This window comes from Streptomyces sp. NPDC049813 (assembly GCF_044465085.1).
Taxonomy (GTDB): domain Bacteria; phylum Actinomycetota; class Actinomycetes; order Streptomycetales; family Streptomycetaceae; genus Streptomyces.
In genome coordinates this window covers 24,225-42,522 of the sequence record NZ_JBITLI010000021.1, presented here as the reverse complement: position 1 = coordinate 42,522, position 18,298 = coordinate 24,225, and the positions used below count along the sequence as shown (strand labels likewise).

Here is an 18,298-nt window from a genome sequence, read left to right as displayed (position 1 = left end):
GGGACCGATATTCGTGGCGCAGCGTGTCGTGGTCACTCTCTTTGACGACATCGACGGCGGAGAAGCGGCGGAAACGGTCGTCTTCGGTCTCGACGGCAGGTCGTACGAGATCGACCTCAATCAAGCCAATGCGAAGAAACTCCGCACGGCCCTGGCCCCGTACCTCCAGGCCGGCCGCAAGCGGTCCGCCGGTACCGGCAGGGCGTACACCCGCACCGATCTGAGCCCGGACCCCGCGGCCGTCCGCGCGTGGGCCCGCTCGCACAGCTTCGACGTCCCGCCGCGCGGCCGGATCCCCAAGCGGGTCTACGAGGCGTTCGCCGCCGCCGACTGAGCGCGCGTCCCGCGCCGTCAGGAGCCCCTCGGAACAACCGACTTGCGCTGCACCCCCAGCGGTCGGCTAGAGTCTGGAGCACGCCGAGGGGCCAGGCCGAAAAAGCCGAAGCCCACGGAGTCACGCGGGTGTAGTTCAGTAGTAGAACATCCCCCTTCCAGGGGGAAGGCGCAGTGTGCAATTCCTGTCACCCGCTCCGCATCGCGTACCGATCGCCCATCCGGGTGCGGTAGGCTGATGCTCGCACCGGTCGGACCACGTTTCCCAGAAGCGTGTCGATCGGAAGCCATGCGAACGTAGCTCAGTTGGTAGAGCGCAACCTTGCCAAGGTTGAGGTCGCCGGTTCGAACCCGGTCGTTCGCTCCAGTTCGAAAGGCCCCGCATCTTCGGATGCGGGGCCTTTCGCGTCCCGGTCATGCCGCTATCAGCCCTGACATTTGTCATACGCGCCGATGACAGCGCGCACTGCCGTACGCCCCGCGCCGCCCCGAGGCTGGAACCATGACCAGCAACGAGCGCGTGATCGACGTCACTGATCTGCGCCGCGTGTACGGGGACGACCGGCGGGGTTCCTTCGAGGCGGTGCGCGGAGTCAGTTTCTCCGTGGGCCGCGGTGAACTCTTCGCCCTCCTCGGCACCAACGGCGCCGGCAAGACCTCCACCCTCGAACTCCTCGAAGGACTCGCCGCGCCCGCCGGCGGCCGGGTCCGGGTCCTCGGGCACGACCCGTACCGCGCACGCGACCAGGTCCGGCCGCGGATCGGCGTGATGCTCCAGGAAGGCGGCTTCCCCGCCGAGCTCGACGTCGCGGAGACCGTGCGGCTGTGGGCCGGCTGCACCAGCGGCGCGCGCCCCGTCGACGAGGCCCTCGACATGGTCGGGCTCGGTGCCCGGCGCCGGGTCCGCGTCAAACAGCTGTCCGGCGGCGAGAAGCGCCGGCTCGACCTCGCGCTCGCCCTGCTGGGCCGGCCCGAGGTGCTCTTCCTCGACGAACCCACCACCGGACTCGACGCCGAAGGGCGCCGCGACACCTGGGAGTTGGTGCGCCGGCTCCGCGACGAGGGCACGACCGTGCTGCTCACCACGCACTACCTGGAAGAGGCGGAGGCGCTCGCCGACCGGCTCGCCATCCTGCACGAAGGACGGATCGCCGCCGAAGGCCGCGTCGACGAGGTCGTCGCCGCCCAGCCCTCGCACATCGCGTTCGAACTGCCCGACGGCTACCACCTCGGCGACCTGCCGCCGCTCGGTCAGCTCGGCGTCAGCGGACACGACATCGCCGGGCGCCTCGTACGGCTGCGCACCGACGAACTCCAGCGGGCCGCCACCGGGCTGCTGGTATGGGCCAGGGACGCGGGCGTGGAGCTGCGCCGGCTCGACGTGCGGGGCGCCTCCCTCGAAGAGGCGTTCCTGCGCATCGCACAGGACGCGAAACGCGGCACGGGACAGCCCGGGGACGACCGGGCGAAGGAGATGGCGGCATGAGCACGGCGACGATGACGACCACCCCCGCCGGGCGGCTGCGGGCGCTCGCCCGGGCCGAACTGACCCTCCTCGGACGGAGCAAGGGCGTGCTGTTCAGCGCCGTGTTCGTCCCCTTGGTGCTGCCGTTCAGCGCCGGCATGGCCCTCGACGAGGAGTCGCTGAAGGGCACCGGCCTGAGCATCGGCGTCGTCGTGCTGTCCGGGGCGATGGGCTTCTCCCTCCTGTTCGCCGTCTACAGCGCGCTGGTCAGCGTGTACGCCGCGCGGCGCGAGGAGCTGGTGCTCAAGCGGCTGCGCACCGGTGAGCTGCGCGACGCCGAGATCCTCACCGGCGCGGCGCTGCCGTCCGTCGCCATCGGGCTGATCCAGTGCGTCGTCCTCGCCGTCGCCTGCACCCTGGTGCTCGACGTGGGCGCGCCCGAAGCGCCGCACTACGCCGTGCTGGGGCTGCTGGCGGGCATCCCGCTCTGTGTCGTGCTGGCCGCGGTGACCACCGTGTTCAGCCGCAGCGTGGAGAGCGCCCAGGTCGCGGCGATGCCGATGCTGCTCGTCTCGATGCTCGGCTCGGGCACGGTCGTGCCGCTGGAGGTCATGCCGGACAAGCTGGCGACCGTCTGCGAGCTGCTGCCGCTCACGCCCGCCCTGACCCTGATCCGCGGCGGCTGGAGCGGCGAGCCGGCCGCCTCGGACGCGCTGGGCGCCCTGGTCACGGCGGTGGCCTGGATCATCCTCGCGGTGTTTGCTGTACGACGGTGGTTCCGGTGGGAACCGCGGCGGTGAAGCGGGCAGGAGCGTAATGGTGCGGATGCGGGGCCGCTGGCGCGAGCGCAGCAAGGTCGAGCGGGTCGAGTGGCAGAGCCGGCTCGTGCTGCGCGCGGTGAACTGGTTCTACTTCGCGGCCTGGTCGGGCCCGGCGCTCCTCGGGTCCCTGCGGCACGACGCGGTCGCGGTCGGCCTGGGCGTGGCGCTGGCCGTGGTGAACATCGCGCAGTGCGCCGTCGCCCACGTCCACGTGCGCAGCGCCCTCGACGAGTACCTCGGGCGCGGCCCCGTGCCGCCCGTGCAGACGCGCGTCGCGGCGGGGCTGACCCTGGCGGCGCTCGGCCTGGTCGCCGCCGTCATCGCGACGGACAGCATGAAGGACGGCCTGATCGCCCTTCCGCTGCTGTTCGTGCCGATGCCGTTCGCCTGCGCCTACGTCCTGACCGTGCCGGTCCGTACGTTCCTGCGGCGCAGTGCCGTGGCGATCGCGGCGGCGCTGGTCCTGTTCGCCGCCGTCGGCGCGAGCCTCGGCAGGCTCGTCGGGCTCGCCGTCGTGCTCGGCGTCAGCGTCCCGCTCGAACTGCTGAGCGCGCGGTGCAGCGGCTGGAGCCTCGCCGTCATGTGGGAGTCCGAGCACGCCCGGGAGGTCGAGGCCCGGCTCGCCGTCGCCGAGGAGCGGCTGCGGTTCGGCCGCGACCTGCACGACGTCATGGGCCGCAACCTCTCGGTGGTCGCCCTCAAGAGCGAGCTGGCGGTCCAGCTGGCCCGCCGCGGCCGCACCGACGACGCGGTCAACCAGATGGTCGAGGTGCAGCGCATCGCCCGGGAGTCGCAGAAAGAGGTACGCGATGTCGTACGGGGCTACCGCGAGGCCGATCTCGGGGCCGAACTGGCCGGAGCCAAGGGCGTGTTGAGCGCCGCCGGGATCGCGTGCACGGTCACCGGCCCGACGGCGGGGCTCCCTCCCGAGGCGCAGTCCGCGCTCGGCTGGGTCGTCCGGGAGGCCACGACGAACGTCCTGCGGCACGGCGACGCGAAGACCTGCCGGATCCACCTCCAAACCACCGCGCACGAGGTGGTCCTGACGGTGGAGAACGACGGGGCGGGGGCGACGGCGACGGCCGGGGCCCGGAACGGGGCGGGCCCGGCCGGCACCGTCGGCCAGGGGTCGGGGCTCGCGGGGTTGCGGGAGCGCTTGGCAGCGGTGGAGGGGACGTTGGAGGCGGGTGTGGTGCGCGAGGGCGTGTTCCGGGTGACGGCATCGGTCCCGGTGACTCCCCCGGGAGAGCGGAGCCCGAAGGCGTCCGGAGCCGCGGGGGCGGAGCGGGGTGTGCCGGGGGGTGGCGTGGGGGGTACGCAGGTCGATTCGGAGCGCGGGCGGGATGAGCGGGGCGTTCCGGAGGGTGGCGTGGGGGATACGCAGGTCATTTCGGAGCGCGGGCGGGATGAGCGGGGCGTTCCGGAGGGTGGCGTGGGGGATACGCAGGTCATTTCGGAGCGCGGGCGGGATGAGCGCCGTGTTCCCGATGGCGGCGTGCGGGATACGCAGGTCGATTCGGAACGCGGGCGCGATGCGCGTGACGCTTCGGACAGCGTGCAGGGCGCTCGGGGCGTTCCGGACAGCGCTCAGGACATGCAGGGCGTTCAGGACAGTGCCCGGGACGGGGAGGCGCGGTGAGTGTGCGGGTGTTGCTGGCCGACGACGAGCATCTGATCCGCGGCGCCCTCGCCGCGCTGCTCGCGCTCGAGGACGACCTGGTCGTCGTCGCCGAAGCCGCCACCGGGCCCGAGGCGCTCGCCATGGCGCGGGCGCACGTGCCCGACGTCGCCGTGCTCGACCTGCAGATGCCGGGCGCGGACGGTGTGAGTGTCGCCACACGGCTCCGCACCGAACTGCCCGGCTGCCGGACCATGATCGTGACGAGCCACGGCCGCCCGGGGCACCTCAAGCGGGCCCTCGCGGCCGGCGTACGGGGCTTCGTACCGAAGACCGTCAGTGCGCAGCGGCTCGCCGAGATCATCCGCACCGTGCACGCCGGAAACCGCTACGTCGACCCGGAGTTGGCGGCCGACGCGATCTCCGCCGGGGACTCTCCGCTGACCGCGCGCGAGGCGGAGGTCCTGGAGTTCGCCGCCGACGGGGCACCGGTCGCGGAGATCGCCGAGCGGGCCGCGCTGTCGCAGGGCACCGTACGGAACTACCTGTCGTCGGCGGTCTCCAAGCTCGGCGCCGAGAACCGGCACGCGGCGGTGCGGATCGCACGCGAGCGAGGTTGGGTATAGTAGGCGTCGCGCTTCGGCGCACGGAGCACCGCGTGAGCGGCGCTTTGCGAACGTAGCTCAGTTGGTAGAGCGCAACCTTGCCAAGGTTGAGGTCGCCGGTTCGAACCCGGTCGTTCGCTCCGCGAAGTCGAGAGCCCCGGTCCCGTGGACCGGGGCTCTCGCCGTTCCGTCCGGGCGGCCCGCTACGACCAGGGCGTCCCGGTCAGCAGCTCGAACGCCTCGATGTACTTGGCGCGCGTCGCGGCCACGACCTCCTCGGGCAGGGCCGGCGGCGGCCGCTCGCTCGTACGGTCCCAGCCGGAGGCGTCGGAGGTCAGCCAGTCCCGCACGAACTGCTTGTCGTAGCTGGGCTGGGCGCGGCCCGGCTGCCACTGGTCGGCCGGCCAGAAGCGCGAGGAGTCCGGGGTGAGCACCTCGTCGCCGATGACCAGCGTGCCCTCCTTGTCGAAGCCGAACTCGAACTTCGTGTCCGCCAGGATGATGCCGCGCTCCCGCGCGATGTCCCGGGCCCGGCCGTAGACGGCCAGGGTCGACTGGCGCAGCTGCGCGGCCGTCTCCGCGCCGACCTGGCGGGCGACCTCCTCGTAGCTCACGTTCTCGTCGTGCTCGCCGACCTCGGCCTTGGTGGCGGGCGTGAAGATCGGCGCGGGCAGCTCCGAGCCGTCCTCCAGGCCGTGGGGGAGGGCGAGGCCGCAGACCGTACGCGTCTCGTTGTACTCCAGCAGGCCCGAGCCGGTGAGGTAGCCGCGGGCCACGCACTCGACCGGCACCATCTCCAGCGACTTGCAGACCAGGGTGCGGCCCGCCCAGTCGGCGGGGGCCCCGGGCGGCGGCTCGGTGGCCAGGACGTGGTGCGGCACCAGGTCCGCGAGCTGGTCGAACCACCACAGCGAGAGCTGGGTGAGGACCCGGCCCTTGTCCGGGACGGGCGTCGGCAGCACCCAGTCGTACGCCGACAGGCGGTCACTGGCGACCATGATCAGATCGCCCGCCTCGTTCTGGTACAGCTCCCGCACCTTGCCGGTGTGGAGGTGAACCAGGCCAGGGACCTGCACTGGCTCGGGCTTTTCGACGAATCCGGACACGGTGCCTCCCGTGGTTCTGTACAAGTGCCTCTGATTCTCCCGTACCGGGGGACGACTTCCGGCCAGGGGTCCGGGTGGTGCGCCCCGTGCGGGAGGGACGGCCTCCGGCCCGGGTCTGGTGGTGCGCCCCCGCGCCGGGGGGCAGCTCCCGCCGAAGGCCCGGTGGTGCGCCACCCCGCCGGGGGGTGGCTCCTGGCCGGAGGGCCGGCGGTGCGCCACCGCCCGGAGGACTGGTCTCCGGCCGGAAGCCCGGCGGTGCGCCACCGCCCGGAGGACTGGCCCCCGGCCGGAAGCCCGGCGGTGCGCCACCGCCCGGAGGACTGGCCCCCGCCCGGAAACCCGGCGGTGAGGCACCATGCCCGGAGAACTGGCCCCCGCCCGGAAACCCGGCGCTGCGCCACCGCGCCCGGAGGACTCGCCCCCGCCCGGAAACCCGGTGGCGGCGCTCGGGGGCACGCACCGCGGTCAGTCCCGCTTGCAGATGCGGTCGAGCAGGTTCGCGGTGGCCCGCTGGACACGCGGGTCCACGTGGCCGGGCCGGTCCAGCGCCGGGGACCAGGCGAACGTCCCCGACGCGAAGACCAGCGCGCCGGACGGCGCCCGGTACAGGGACGTCTCCTGGTGTCGGCGGACCTTCTCGCCGTCACGGTACGGCGAGTGGGCCAGCAGGATGCGGTCCTGGTGGTCGGGGAGCACCGTGCGCGGGAAGTACCGGTCGGCCTCGCCCGCGACCAGCCCCTCGATCTCGTCGCCGTCGTGGGCGCCGGTCGCCTCCCACAGCCAGTGGTCCGCGTTCCGCACGACCAGGGGGTGCGGCTCCGGGACGCGGCCCGCGTACTGGATGCCCAGGAGCTGCTGCTCCGGCCGGTCGATCTCGCGCCACAGCGCCGACCGGCCCGGCCCCCGCCGCTTGCGGCAGGTCAGCAGGCGGTCCGGCACCCCGGACGGCGACGGGCCCAACTCCACCTGCCAGTACATGGTGTTGGCCGACAGGAAGACGAGCGACGTGCCGTTCTCCCGGGCGACCTCGGTGGCCCGGCGCATGTTCGCCGACCAGTACTCGTCGTGGCCGGGGAAGACCAGGCCCCGGTAGCGGGCGGGGTCGATGCGGCCCGCGTGCAGATCGCGGGTGTCGGCGTACGCCAGGTCGTATCCGTACCGCTCGGCCCAGCGGATGAAGTCGTAGGCGTGACCGACGTGCAGGGGCAGGCCCGCGCCCGCGTACGGCCGGTCGAAGGAGACCGTCGTCGCCGCCTCGCTCTCGCCGAGGAGCCGGCCCTCCTCGTCCCAGGCGTGGTAGAGGCTGGCGCCGGTGTGGCCGTCCTCCGGGTAGAGGTTGTACGCCTGCCAGGTGATGTCCGGGAGCAACAGGAGCAGGTCGGCGGGCTGGGAGTCGCGGACCGTGAAGGGGACGTGCGAGCGGTAGCCGTCGGTGGTGGTGAGGACGGCGACGTACGCCCCCACGTTCCAGTACGACGGGATCTGGAGCCGCCAGGACAGCCACCAGTGGTGGCACGAGACCGTGCGGTCGGCGGTCAGCGGGGCGGGCTGGACGATGCCGGACAGGCGCGGGCTCGTGGTGATCTTGCGGGCGCCGTCGCCGCCGTAGTGCCCGATCCGGTAGATGTCCACGCTGAACTGCTGCGGCGGGTCGACCGTGACGTGGAAGTCGATCGCCTCGCCGGGGGCGGCCGCGCCGGTCGAGGTGAACCCCTTGATCTGGCGGTGCACGTCGTCGGCGGTACGGGGGCCGCTGGTGCGCGGCGCCGGCAGGGGGCCGGCCCCGCCTCCCACGGCGGGGTCCACGTACCAGGGGACGACCTGCCCGGTGTCGTCGAAGTAGTTCTCACTGCCGCGCAGCCAGGGCAGCGGCCCCTGCCCGAACGGGTCGCTGACCGCGTGCGCCATCGCGCCGGACTCCCAGCGGCGTGTCCGCGCCCGGGGCGGCACGACGTCCCGGCCCGCCGCGGCTTCCGACTGCCCCGCGCTGTCCGGCCCCATGCCCGCTCCCCTCCCTCGCTCCCCCGAGCTCGTGCTGCACCGCGCTGCGCGGTGTTGTTCCGCGACCGGTCCCAGCACATCACATTACGCACGCACTACGTCACCGTTCGTCGTGAATTGACGAAGGTGGAACGGGTGGCTCCGGATGGGCTGGTACGCGGTTCTGAACATCGTTCCGAGTACGGGCCCGGGCGCCGTCCCGGGTGTGGTCCGGGTACGGGCCCGGGCGCCGATCCGGGTACGGGTCCCGAGGCGCCCCGGGTGCTTACCCCGGGCGCCGTCCCGGACGCCGTCACACCAGCCGTACCGGCTTCTCCGCACGGATCCCCAGGCGGGCGAGCCACCCCTTGAGCGGCTCGGGGTCGCCGTCCTCCACCAGGCTCAGGACGCGGGGCGCGAGGTCCCCGGCGCGCTCCCCGTCGACGAGCAGCGCGGGCCCGTCGAGCCAGTCGAGGCCCGGGGTCGCGCCGGCCGTGTCGACGGCCGCGCAGCACACCATCGCGGTGACGTGGTCGGCCAGCAACTCCCGTCCACTGCGCGGAGGTTGCAGCGGGAACAGGGGCAGCGCGCCCTCGTCCCACAGCGCGTCGTCCGGGCCCTGGCTGGCCGGGGCCGGGGCCACGGGCCGCGCTCTCTCCTCGCGCTCCAGCTCGGCGCTGAGACGGGCGGAGAGGGAGTCGGCCTCGGGCCGGGAGGGCGGGGCGAGCAGCGCGGCCAGTTCGGCGTCGGTGTAGGTCTCCGGGGCGGGGCGGGCCGGGTCCAGGGTGTCTTGAGCGGGGTCCATAGCGGCCTGAGCCGGGTCCTTGGCGGTCGGAGCGGGGTCCGTAGCGCCCGAGGTCGGGGCCGCAGCGCCGGGGGCCGGGGCCGCAGCATCCGAGGCCGGGGCCGCAGCGCCCGAGGCCGGGGCCGCAGCGCCCGAGGCCGGGGCCGCAGCGCCCGAGGCCGGGGCCGCAGCGCCCGAGGCCGGGGCCGTAGCGCCCGGGGTCGGGTCCATGGCGCCCGGGCCGGGTTCCGCGGCGGTCTCCGCCGGGCGGCTCTCCGGGGCCGATGCCAGGTGGTCGAGGACGCGGGCCAGGGTCGGGCCCTCGGGGGCGGGCGAGGAACCGGCGCGCGTGCTGCGTACGCCCAGGGTGTCCAGGACGCGGTGGAGCCGGGCGGCGTCCGTGCGCCACGTACGGTCCACGACCTCGTCCGGGTACTCCTGCCAGTCCACCGGCGCCCAGTCGGGGCCCGACTCCGCGGGGCCGCCGTGGAAGAGCCGGGCGGCGAGCAGGGAGGCCGCCTCGTCCACGGCGCCGGGCTCCTCGAGGAGGTCGCAGGCGGGACGCTCACCGAGCCGGGAGGCGAACCCCTCCGCGAGCCGGTCGCGCCGGGACAGCTCGGTGAGGGCCGCGACCACGCCCACGTCCAGGCGCGAGGGCCAGCGCCCCATGCGCCACGCGGGCAGCGCGACCCGGGTGAGCAGCCGGTCCCAGCCCGCGTACGCAAGGCCGACCTGCTCCTGGGCGACGATCCGCAGGCCGTAGTCGACCGCCTGCGCGCGCTCGGCACCGGCCGCGGCGACGCCGCGCTCCATCTCGGCGGCGTGCACCCGGCAGCCTTGCAGCATCAGCCGCGCGATCCGGCCGACGCCGCCCAGGACGACCCGGGACAACGGGCCCCGCCCGGGCGCCGCGGCGACCGCGACGGCGGCGTCCAGGCCGCGCACGAACCGCCGGGCCGCCGCTATGTCGGGGTGGGCCGAGGGCCCCGTACCGGCGACGACCGGCGCGAGGACGGCCCGCAGCTCCGCCACTCTCATCCACCAAAGGAACGGGGAGCCGATGACGAGGACCGGCGCCACCGGCGCCTTGCCGCCGACGCCCGGCGCGGGTCCCGGCGGGCCGTGCGCCGGATGGGTGCGGTCCTCCAGCCAGCTGTCGCAGTCCGGGGTGAGGGCTATGGCCGAGGGCGCGGGAACGTCCAGCCGGTCGGCCAGGTCCCGCACCAGGCGGTACAGGTCGGGGGCGGTCTCCTCGGCGATCGGGACCGTCGGGCTGAGGGCGGGCCTGGCCCGCGCCACGACCAGCGCGACGACCGCCGCGCCGAGCAGCACGAGCACCGCGACGACCGTCACGACCAGCCGCGCGGTGTCCCAACTCCCGCCCGTCATGTGCCCGGTGGCGCCGCCCGCGAGCAGGATCACCGACGCGGCCGCGGGCAGCAGGGCGAGCGCCGTCGCCCTGCCGCGGATGCGCAGCACGGCGACGGCCCGGGCACGCGCTGCCTGCGCACCCGCTTCCGCACCCATACCGGACACGACCGATGTCACCCCCTGCTGCCTGGACCTCTTGTCCGACCGCGGGCCGAGGCCCGTGGCGGGACACTGGTGGCGTTGCTCACTCCCCCACTGTGGCACCCGCCACCGACATCGCAATGCCGGTGGTCCGTCTGGTTCCGTCCCTTCGGGGGACGGTTCCCGACGGCCGATGGTTCAGTTCCCGGGTGCCGGAACCCCGTGCGCCGCACCCTAGTTGGGCGCGGGGGCATCGTCAGCAGGATGGGCTACCGGTCACTCGATGGAATGGCTTTGGGCAGAGCTGGCTGACATCGGCGGCCTGGCGGGAGAGGGTGACACTCGCCTGGCGGCTTGCGCGGGGCGGTTTTCCGGGGCCCGGGACGGGGCTGAGCGCTGGGCGCAGGGCGCTGGGGAGCGAGGCGGCGGAAGCGTCGGCCCGCGTCCCAGTCCGGGCCGGGTCGGGTCGGGCCATGCCGGGTCGGGTCGGGTCGGGTCGGGAAAAGCGGCGCACGGCGGACGTGCGGGCCCTGGCCGAGGAGGCCGCGCGTATGGGGGAAGCGGGGCGCAGTGACCCGCCCCCCCGGCGGACGGGGACGCGCCCCAGACCGGGCGGCGCGGGGCGCAGTGGCCGGCCCCCCGGCCAGACGGGACGCGCCCCAGGCCCCCGGCGGACGGGACGCCCCTCAGACCGGGCGGCGCGGCCCCTCGGGGCGGGGCGGCGTTCTGACGACGCCGGGCGTCAGCTCTCGGCGGCGGCCTTCGCCGCGATGTCCGTACGGTGCTGGGAGCCGTCGAGACCGATGCGGCCCACCGCGGTGTACGCGCGCTCGCGGGCCTGCGTGAGATCGCTGCCGGTCGCCGTCACGGAGAGCACCCGGCCGCCCGCACTGACGACCGGCCCCTCGGCACCGTCCCGCTTCGTACCGGCGTGCAGCACGTACGCGTACGGGGCGTCCTGCGCGGCCACCGCGTCGAGCCCGGTGATCGGGTCGCCGGTGCGCGGGGTGTCCGGGTAGTTGTGCGAGGCGATGACCACCGTGACCGCCGCCTCGTCGCTCCAGCGCAGCGGCTCCAGGTCGGCCAGCGTGCCGGTCGCGGCGGCGAGCAGGACACCGGCGAGCGGGGTCCGCAGCCGGGCGAGGACGACCTGGGTCTCGGGGTCGCCGAACCGGGCGTTGAACTCGATGACGCGGACGCCCCGGCCGGTGATCGCCAGCCCGGCGTAGAGCAGCCCGGAGAACGTCGTCCCGCGCTTCCTCATCTCGTCGACCGTCGGCTGCAGAACGGTGTCGAGGACCTCCTGCACCAGCTCGGGGTCGGCCCACGGGAGCGGCGAGTAGGCACCCATGCCGCCGGTGTTCGGCCCCGCGTCGCCGTCGAGCGCGCGCTTGAAGTCCTGGGCGGGCTGGAGCGGGACGACCGTGGTGCCGTCGGTGATCGCGAAGAGCGAGACCTCCGGGCCGTCGAGGAACTCCTCGATGACGACGCGCTCGCAGGCGTTCGCGTGGGCGCGCGCGGCGGTGACGTCGTCGGTGACGACGACGCCCTTGCCCGCCGCGAGCCCGTCGTCCTTCACCACGTACGGGGCGCCGAACGCGTCCAGCGCCTCGTCCACCTCGGCCGGGTTCGTGCAGACGTAGGACCGGGCGGTCGGCACCCCGGCGCCCGCCATCACGTCCTTGGCGAAGGCCTTCGACCCTTCGAGCAGGGCCGCCTCACCGGACGGGCCGAAGACGGGGATGCCGGCCGCCCGCACGGCGTCCGCGACGCCCGCGACCAGCGGTGCCTCGGGGCCGACGACGACGAGACCGGCCTCGAGCCGCTGGGCGAGCGCGGTGACCGCGGCGCCGTCGAGCGCGTCGACGGGGTGCAGCTCGGCGACCTCGGCGATGCCTGCGTTGCCGGGGGCGCAGTGCAGGGCGGAGACGGCGGGGTCGAGGGACAGAGAGCGGCACAGGGCGTGTTCGCGGGCGCCGCCGCCGATGACGAGGACCTTCACGCCGGTCAGCCTATCCGTCCGCGTGCCGTGCTCTTGTACGGGCTTCCCAAGGTGGGGCGGGGCGGGGGTTGTGGGTTTCTCCAAGGCGGTGCCCGGCCCGGGGGCGGGTCACCGGGCCGGGCTCCCCTTCTCGTTGACTCGCTACTCGCTACTCGATTACTCGGCTACTCGATTACTCGGCTACTCGTTCGTGAACTCCTCGACGACCGTCGCGCCCAGTTCGCGGACGATCAGGTCATGGCCGGTCAACGCGTTCTCGTCGAGGTCCGGGTCGTCGTCCTCCGGGATGTCGTCCTCGACCGAGACCGGGCGGCGGGCCGGCGGCTGCGCGGGCGCCGGAGCCGGAGCCGGGGTGGGCGCCGGAGCGGCGGCGGGGGCCGGGGACGCGGCGGCCATGGGCTGCGAGGGGGCCGGGGGCGGGGCCGGGGCCGATGCGGGGGGCGGGGTGTAGCCGCCGCCGTAGCCACCGGGGGCGGGCGGCGGGGCCGGGGCACCGCCACCGGCGTCGACCACCGCGTCGATCTTCCAGTGCACGCCGTACTGCTCGGTGAGGGCCGACTTCAGTACGTCCTCGCTGCCGCTGCTCGCGAAGTTGTCCCGCGCGCCCGCGTTCACGAAGCCGAGCTGGAGCGTGGTGCCGTCGAACCCCGTCACCTGCGCGTTCTGGCTGAGCAGGATCCAGGTGAAGCGGCGCTTGTTCTTCACCGCCTCCAGGATGTTCGGCCAGAGGGTGCGGGGGTCGGGGCCGCCTACGGGGGCGGCGGGGGCGGCCGCTGCCGGTTCGGGGTGCTGGGGGGCGGGCGGGGTCGAGGCCGTACCCGGGGCCGGGGCCGGGGGGCGGCCGGTGCCGGCGGAGGCGGCCGTGGGCCAGCCACCGGGGCGCCGCGCGCCACCCGAGCCGCCCGCGCCTGTCGGAGCGGCGGTGGGCCAGGCGCCGGGGGCCTGCGGCGCAGGTGCGGAGTCTGCGACGGGGGCCGGGGTGGGAGCCGGGGCCGGGGGCATCGGAGCCGGTACGGGGGCCGGGGCTGCCGGAGCCTGAGCCACGGGGGCCGGAGCCGCGGGGGCCGGCGCTCCCGCGTCCGGGGCGCCACCACCCCGTACTGCCGCGCGGGCCGCCGCCGGACCACCGCCGGGAGCGACCGGCGCGGCCGGGGCGCCTGGCGCGGCCGGGGCGCCTGGCGCGGCCGGGGCATGGGCGTCGGGCCCAGGAACGTATGCCATGGCAGGCCCGGGGCCCTGGCCGCCCGGCGTGAAGACGCCGCCGCGCTCGATGCGGTCGAGCCGGGCCATGACGGAACGGGCGTCGTCGTACGCGGCGGGCAGCAGCACGCGCGCGCAGATCAGCTCCAGCTGGAGCCGCGGCGAGTTCGCGCCGCGCATCTCGGTCAGGCCCTCGTTGACGATGTCGGCGGCGCGGCTGAGTTCGGCGGCGCCGAACGTCGAGGCCTGCGCCTGCATCCGCTCCACGACGTCGGCCGGGGAGTCGATGAGCCCCTTCTCCATCGCGTCCGGGACCGCGGCCAGGATGACCAGGTCGCGCAGCCGCTCCAGCAGGTCGGTGACGAAGCGGCGCGGGTCGTTGCCCCGCTCGATGACGTGGTTCACCACCTCGAAGGCGGCGGCGCCGTCCCCCGTGGCGAACGCCTCGACGACCGAGTCGAGCAGCGAGGCGTCCGTGTACCCGAGCAGCGCGGTCGCCATGGCATACGTCACACCGTCCTCACCGGCACCGGCGAGCAGCTGGTCCATGACGGACATCGAGTCACGCACGGACCCGGCCCCGGCGCGCACGACGAGCGGCAGCACGCCGTCCTCGACGCGGCTGTCCTCCTTGCCGCACACCTCGCCCAGGTACTCCCGCAGGGTGCCCGGCGGCACGAGCCGGAACGGGTAGTGGTGCGTACGCGAGCGGATCGTCCCGATGACCTTCTCGGGCTCGGTGGTGGCGAAGATGAACTTGAGGTGCTCCGGCGGCTCCTCGACGACCTTCAGCAGCGCGTTGAACCCCGCCGACGTGACCATGTGGGCCTCGTCGATGATGTAGATCTTGTACCGGCTGCTCGCGGGGCCGAAGAACGCCTTCTCGCGCAGGTCGCGGGCGTCGTCCACACCACCGTGCGACGCGGCGTCGATCTCGATGACGTCGATCGAACCCGGCCCGTTCCGCGCGAGGTCCTGGCAGGACTGGCACTCCCCGCACGGCGTCGGAGTGGGACCTTGCTCACAGTTGAGGCAGCGGGCCAGGATGCGCGCGCTGGTCGTCTTGCCGCAGCCGCGCGGACCACTGAACAGGTACGCGTGATTGACCCGGTTGTTCCGCAACGCCTGCTGCAGCGGGTCGGTTACATGCTCCTGCCCGATGACCTCGGCGAACGACTCCGGGCGATAACGGCGGTACAGCGCGAGAGACGACACGCATACGAGGTTATAGGCGACCACTGACAACCAGGCCCGCCCGGCCCGGGGGCCGCTCTGCCCGCTCCAGGACCCCGGCGCCCTCCCGGGAACGCAGACGCCCCCCACGCACCCGCCAGAGCCAACCTACCCTTGCTGCCTTCCGGCCCTGGGGGAGTTCAGTCAGATAGCGCCACGTGAGGGGCTGCGCCCAGAGTACATGCTCCGGGGCCCTGAGAAGTACCCGCTCCGGGTCACGGCGAACGGGTTCGCGAGCACCCTCAAACGTCTTGTATTGTTTGCCGCGGAGGATTCGCCTAGTGGCCTAGGGCGCACGCTTGGAAAGCGTGTTGGGGGCAACCCCTCACGAGTTCGAATCTCGTATCCTCCGCCAGTGCCTCACCGGGCACTAACGTCGAAGGGCCCCCTGGAAACAGGGGGCCCTTCGACGTTGTTCGGCTCGGTTGGCTTCTGGGGCGGCGGGAGGTGGCTCCCCGAAAGCGTCGCCCACTTGCTGCGCGACCTTCACCAGGTCCGGCCGATGACGTGCATGTGCCGACCCCGCATTTGGGGGGCGCCCCCGGGCTCGCATCCAATGATCACGTCGACGACAACATCCGGGACGCCGAGGAGCAGGAGCACGTTCGCGGCGGTGCGACATGAGTCATGCAGTCGGCCGTCTCGTACGCCCGCGCCCTGTGATAGCCGAGCGCTGAAGTCCCCATGCCCTGCCACTTACCGCTGGGAGAGCCAGTGGCAAGGTGAGCGCATGCAGCCGCCTGCCTGGGCGGGGAACGTGGATACTCCGCTGTCCGCGCCCGACGCCTTCGATGTCCCCGTGTTCCTCCGCCGTAGCTCCCCGCTGACCCCAGCGCCGCGGCCCACTCCTGTGCAGGTGGGCTTGGCCCACCAACCCTGGCCCCAGGGCATCGGCATCCCCGCGGACGGCGCCTATCTCGTCGGCACCACGTGGCGGGCACTCCTGGATGCCACGATCGCGGTAGGGCGAGACATCGGCTCCTGGATCACCGCCACGCCCCGTCTTGCACGCCACGAGATCAGGGCACGCCGATACCCCCTCTCCGCCTATCTGGTGCGGACCGGACGCGAAATCGTGCCCAGCGTCGTCTACACCCATGGGACCGAGAGTTCGACTCGTACCGCATTCGGCTACCACGTCGGCATGACGATGGCCCAGTGGGCCTGCCAGACGATGGGGCTCGGCCCCACCACACACGCCGAGAGCGCGATCCCGCCAGGCGCAGCGCCCAGCTGGGACGCAGCGGCTAGTCTGCCGGACCTGTTCGGCACGCACCCAGCCACAACCGAACTCTGGCTCGTCGAGGCGAAGGGGAGTCGCCGACTTGGCCTGGGCCCCAGGATCAAGGGAGCGCAGCAGTTGGACGTCGGCGCCCTCGTCCCTGTCACGCACCAAAAAGTGCTGTGCGGGACCAGTTTGGAGCGGCGCCTGTTCATGATGATCGACGTGCAGGGCGCCCTGCCTCCTGGGGGCCCCGACAACATCTCCGACGAGGAGACGCTGGCGGACGACGAGGCTCTCCTGGAGCTCGCTCGGTCACGCATGTTGACGTATCTTGCCCTGTCGTCGCTGCCCCCTGACGGATTGCGCGTCACGGCAGTCGGCAGGCGCGACGAGGGGGCGGCAACAACGCGATGGGATGCGATCCGGCTATTGGAGAGCGACCGGCCCACGGCCGAACTACGCCGGCGCGTAGCCGCGGATTCCGAGGAAGCGGATATCAGGGAGCAGAACGGCCTGGACATGCTGACGGGACGGGTGCCGGGTACGGATCTCATGCTCGGGATGTCCAGGCGTCTGTTCGGCGCGTGCCGCGAGCTGGCCTACGCGGAGCGTCGCGTCATCGCACAGGTCCGAGAAGAACGACCCGTGTACATGATGGAACTGCCCCGTGAGGTTCAGCGTCCGGAAGACGTAATGGCGCGGCGGCTCGAGCGGGAGATGAGCGATCTCGCGCGTGAGGAACGGGCCGTTGCGGCGCAGGAGTACGTGCGCAGGGTTCGAGCGGAACAGCGGGACGATCAGCTGCGCTCTGTTCGCGCCGGTTTCATGAGGGGGGACAGCGGCTCCTGGATGCACCTCATCGATCTGACTCCGCGTCTCGCGCTCCCCAGCGAGGAAGGTTTTCTGGAGGCAGCGACGTCAGACACCTACCTCGCGGTGGAGGAGGAGACGCTCGACCTGGATATAGAGGTCGAGTAGCAATGGCCGGCCAGCTCTGGTACCCCGACCACCAGCAGCGGTCCGGGCGGGTGTACCAACCACTCGAACGACCACCTCAGCATGGAGACTGATACGCCCTGATCAGGCGCGTTCATCTGGTTGTTCTGGTTGCATTCACCGGCTTACGCCCTCGTTCAGAACCATTGCCGGAACTTACCGAGCCACTGGTCAGGATGTTGCCGTACGCCACAGAGCTCCCAGACGAACGCCTGGAACGCGTGTCGGGGGCGACTGGCTCACGAGTTCGAATTTCGTATCCTCCGCCACTACCTGACCGGGCCCTTCGATATCAGTGGTCTCCCCCGGACCTCCTCGACCGGATCGCGCAGTGGGAGGGCCGTACGGTGACAAACCGCTGCACCAGCTTCACGAGAGGTCGCTGAGCGAGACGTTTGACGGAGACACCATGATCGAGCAGGCGGGCTTCTACAGGGAGCTCGGCGGCGCCGGCGACGGAGCGGCGCCCTCACTTCGGGATGCCGGCCGCAGCACCGGTGAGTGGGACGAGGAACGACTGCTCGCCTACCTCGAAGCCAGCCACGAGATCTACACGGTCATGGGTGCCGAGCGTGACGTCATCGCCGACGACGTCTGGATCACCGGTGCCGGCTCCCTGATCACGGACGGCACCTACGTGTGGCCCACCGAACTCGCCTACTACGTACGGCGACACCATGTCGCGTTGCTCCCCGAGTTCGCCGCCCACATCCGGGCCAGGAATTACGTCAGCCCACCGGTCCCTCGCGAGCAAGCCCTGGCGATCTTCGAAGAGTGCCTCGGCGAAAACGCCAGGGCCGCCGCGGCAGCCGACGCAGCCACGGCCAAGGGCTTCTTCACCTGGTATCGGCCCGCCCTCTCTCGCGTCTCCGCACAGAACCTGCTCGACCAGCTGGCGGCCTCGGACCTCTTCGTCCAACACCCGCTCACAGAGAACCTCTTCGGCTTCCGCGACACGGTCCAGGGCAAGCGAGAGCCACTGGTGGGTGGGGTCCACACCCTCCTGTCAGCGCTGGGCCTCGGACGCGTACCAAAACGTCGAGTTCCAAGCCTGGATGGGGCGTGACGAGTCCCTTGCCGTGAGCGTGCGGCGCCTGCGCGGCAACATCCAGAAACTCGTCTTCCAGATCGGCGACATCCCCGCTCCTGACCGCGAGGACGCAGTCGCCGCCCTGGTTCGCACCCTCGACCGGGAGTCGGATGACTGCCTCGGTTTCGTCATCGACCGCAACGGCGTCTCCGCCGCCGAGGACTGGGACCGCATCCTGACGGGCACCGGAACACAGCTGACCGTGTGGCCCGACACCGTCGGCATGTTGCGCGACCACGTCGACGACCACCCCGAACTGGCCACCGGAAAGCCGACGGCTTACGGGCCGCTCGACGTCTTCCATCGCGCGTGACTGCCGGGCGCTCCT

At 72.9% G+C, this 18,298-nt stretch carries 13 protein-coding genes, 4 tRNA genes and 1 other RNA gene; 12 read left to right on the top strand and 6 right to left on the bottom strand.

The genetic code is table 11. The features are described from left to right. Positions 1 to 13 precede the first annotated feature (13 nt). The 8 genes from ACIBW6_RS31960 (at position 14) to ACIBW6_RS31925 (ending at position 4,982) form a co-directional block, all read left to right on the top strand. Entirely contained in the window at positions 14 to 334 is a 321-nt protein-coding gene (locus ACIBW6_RS31960) for an Lsr2 family protein (RefSeq protein WP_399065839.1), read from the top strand. Positions 335 to 458: 124 nt separating this feature from the next. Then, positions 459 to 530: transfer RNA gene (locus tag ACIBW6_RS31955), tRNA-Gly, on the top strand. Positions 531 to 624: 94 nt separating this feature from the next. Further along, positions 625 to 700: transfer RNA gene (locus ACIBW6_RS31950), tRNA-Gly, on the top strand. A 135-nt stretch (positions 701 to 835) separates the two neighbouring features. Then, positions 836 to 1,819, top strand: a complete 984-nt coding sequence (locus tag ACIBW6_RS31945) for an ABC transporter ATP-binding protein (protein ID WP_399065837.1) — start codon at positions 836 to 838, stop codon at positions 1,817 to 1,819. Beyond that, on the top strand, positions 1,816 to 2,598 hold the full coding sequence (locus ACIBW6_RS31940) for an ABC transporter permease (RefSeq protein WP_399065836.1): 783 nt from the start codon (positions 1,816 to 1,818) through the stop codon (positions 2,596 to 2,598). The genes ACIBW6_RS31945 and ACIBW6_RS31940 overlap by 4 nt, the downstream gene beginning before the upstream one ends. A 16-nt stretch (positions 2,599 to 2,614) precedes the next feature. After that, the gene (locus tag ACIBW6_RS31935) at positions 2,615 to 4,258 is read left to right on the top strand and encodes a histidine kinase (RefSeq protein WP_399065833.1); all 1,644 of its coding nucleotides are present in this window, start codon (positions 2,615 to 2,617) and stop codon (positions 4,256 to 4,258) included. Further along, entirely contained in the window at positions 4,255 to 4,863 is a 609-nt protein-coding gene (locus ACIBW6_RS31930; RefSeq protein ID WP_399065831.1) for a DNA-binding response regulator, read from the top strand. Before ACIBW6_RS31935 ends, ACIBW6_RS31930 begins: the two co-directional genes overlap by 4 nt. A gap of 46 nt (positions 4,864 to 4,909) precedes the next feature. Further along, a tRNA-Gly gene (locus ACIBW6_RS31925) sits at positions 4,910 to 4,982 on the top strand. A gap of 63 nt (positions 4,983 to 5,045) precedes the next feature. Here the strand turns inward: ACIBW6_RS31925 and ACIBW6_RS31920 are convergent. The 6 genes from ACIBW6_RS31920 to ffs all read right to left on the bottom strand — a co-directional run bounded on the left by ACIBW6_RS31920 (position 5,046) and on the right by ffs (position 14,830). After that, entirely contained in the window at positions 5,046 to 5,948 is a 903-nt protein-coding gene (locus tag ACIBW6_RS31920; RefSeq protein WP_399065829.1) for a phosphoribosylaminoimidazolesuccinocarboxamide synthase, read from the bottom strand. Positions 5,949 to 6,413: 465 nt separating this feature from the next. Next, complete coding sequence (locus ACIBW6_RS31915) at positions 6,414 to 7,856, bottom strand: N,N-dimethylformamidase beta subunit family domain-containing protein (RefSeq protein WP_399065985.1); 1,443 nt, start codon at positions 7,854 to 7,856, stop codon at positions 6,414 to 6,416. A gap of 385 nt (positions 7,857 to 8,241) precedes the next feature. Continuing rightward, positions 8,242 to 10,239: a hypothetical protein gene (locus ACIBW6_RS31910; protein ID WP_399065982.1), complete on the bottom strand. Its 1,998-nt coding sequence runs from the start codon at positions 10,237 to 10,239 to the stop codon at positions 8,242 to 8,244. Between the two features lie 727 nt (positions 10,240 to 10,966). Continuing rightward, entirely contained in the window at positions 10,967 to 12,226 is a 1,260-nt protein-coding gene (purD, locus tag ACIBW6_RS31905) for a phosphoribosylamine--glycine ligase (protein ID WP_399065826.1), read from the bottom strand. A gap of 180 nt (positions 12,227 to 12,406) precedes the next feature. Continuing rightward, complete coding sequence (locus ACIBW6_RS31900) at positions 12,407 to 14,641, bottom strand: DNA polymerase III subunit gamma and tau (RefSeq protein ID WP_399065824.1); 2,235 nt, start codon at positions 14,639 to 14,641, stop codon at positions 12,407 to 12,409. A gap of 92 nt (positions 14,642 to 14,733) precedes the next feature. Beyond that, an RNA gene (gene ffs, locus ACIBW6_RS31895) (signal recognition particle sRNA small type) lies at positions 14,734 to 14,830 on the bottom strand. Between the two features lie 96 nt (positions 14,831 to 14,926). Here ffs and ACIBW6_RS31890 point away from each other — a divergent pair. From ACIBW6_RS31890 to ACIBW6_RS31875, 4 genes are all read left to right on the top strand, one after another. After that, positions 14,927 to 15,014, top strand: a tRNA-Ser gene (locus ACIBW6_RS31890). Positions 15,015 to 15,389: 375 nt separating this feature from the next. Next, positions 15,390 to 16,862 (top strand): hypothetical protein, encoded by a 1,473-nt coding sequence (locus ACIBW6_RS31885; RefSeq protein WP_399065822.1) that lies wholly within the window; start codon positions 15,390 to 15,392, stop codon positions 16,860 to 16,862. 427 nt (positions 16,863 to 17,289) lie between these two features. Then, a complete protein-coding gene (locus tag ACIBW6_RS31880; RefSeq protein ID WP_399065819.1) occupies positions 17,290 to 17,946 on the top strand; it encodes a hypothetical protein in 657 nt (218 codons plus the stop codon). A gap of 13 nt (positions 17,947 to 17,959) precedes the next feature. Next, a complete protein-coding gene (locus ACIBW6_RS31875; RefSeq protein ID WP_399065816.1) occupies positions 17,960 to 18,283 on the top strand; it encodes a hypothetical protein in 324 nt (107 codons plus the stop codon). The last annotated feature ends 15 nt before the right edge of the window (positions 18,284 to 18,298 follow it).

Excerpts from the sequence above, each read along its gene's own strand:
- ACIBW6_RS31935 (WP_399065833.1), top strand. The coding sequence starts at position 2,615 with ATGGTGCGGATGCGGGGCCGCTGGCGCGAGCGCAGCAAGGTCGAGCGG.
- ACIBW6_RS31910 (WP_399065982.1), bottom strand. The coding sequence starts at position 10,239 with ATGGGTGCGGAAGCGGGTGCGCAGGCAGCGCGTGCCCGGGCCGTCGCC.
- ACIBW6_RS31880 (WP_399065819.1), top strand. The coding sequence starts at position 17,290 with ATGATCGAGCAGGCGGGCTTCTACAGGGAGCTCGGCGGCGCCGGCGAC.
- ACIBW6_RS31940 (WP_399065836.1), top strand. The coding sequence starts at position 1,816 with ATGAGCACGGCGACGATGACGACCACCCCCGCCGGGCGGCTGCGGGCG.
- ACIBW6_RS31945 (WP_399065837.1), top strand. The coding sequence starts at position 836 with ATGACCAGCAACGAGCGCGTGATCGACGTCACTGATCTGCGCCGCGTG.
- ACIBW6_RS31915 (WP_399065985.1), bottom strand. The coding sequence starts at position 7,856 with ATGGCGCACGCGGTCAGCGACCCGTTCGGGCAGGGGCCGCTGCCCTGG.
- ACIBW6_RS31885 (WP_399065822.1), top strand. The coding sequence starts at position 15,390 with ATGCAGCCGCCTGCCTGGGCGGGGAACGTGGATACTCCGCTGTCCGCG.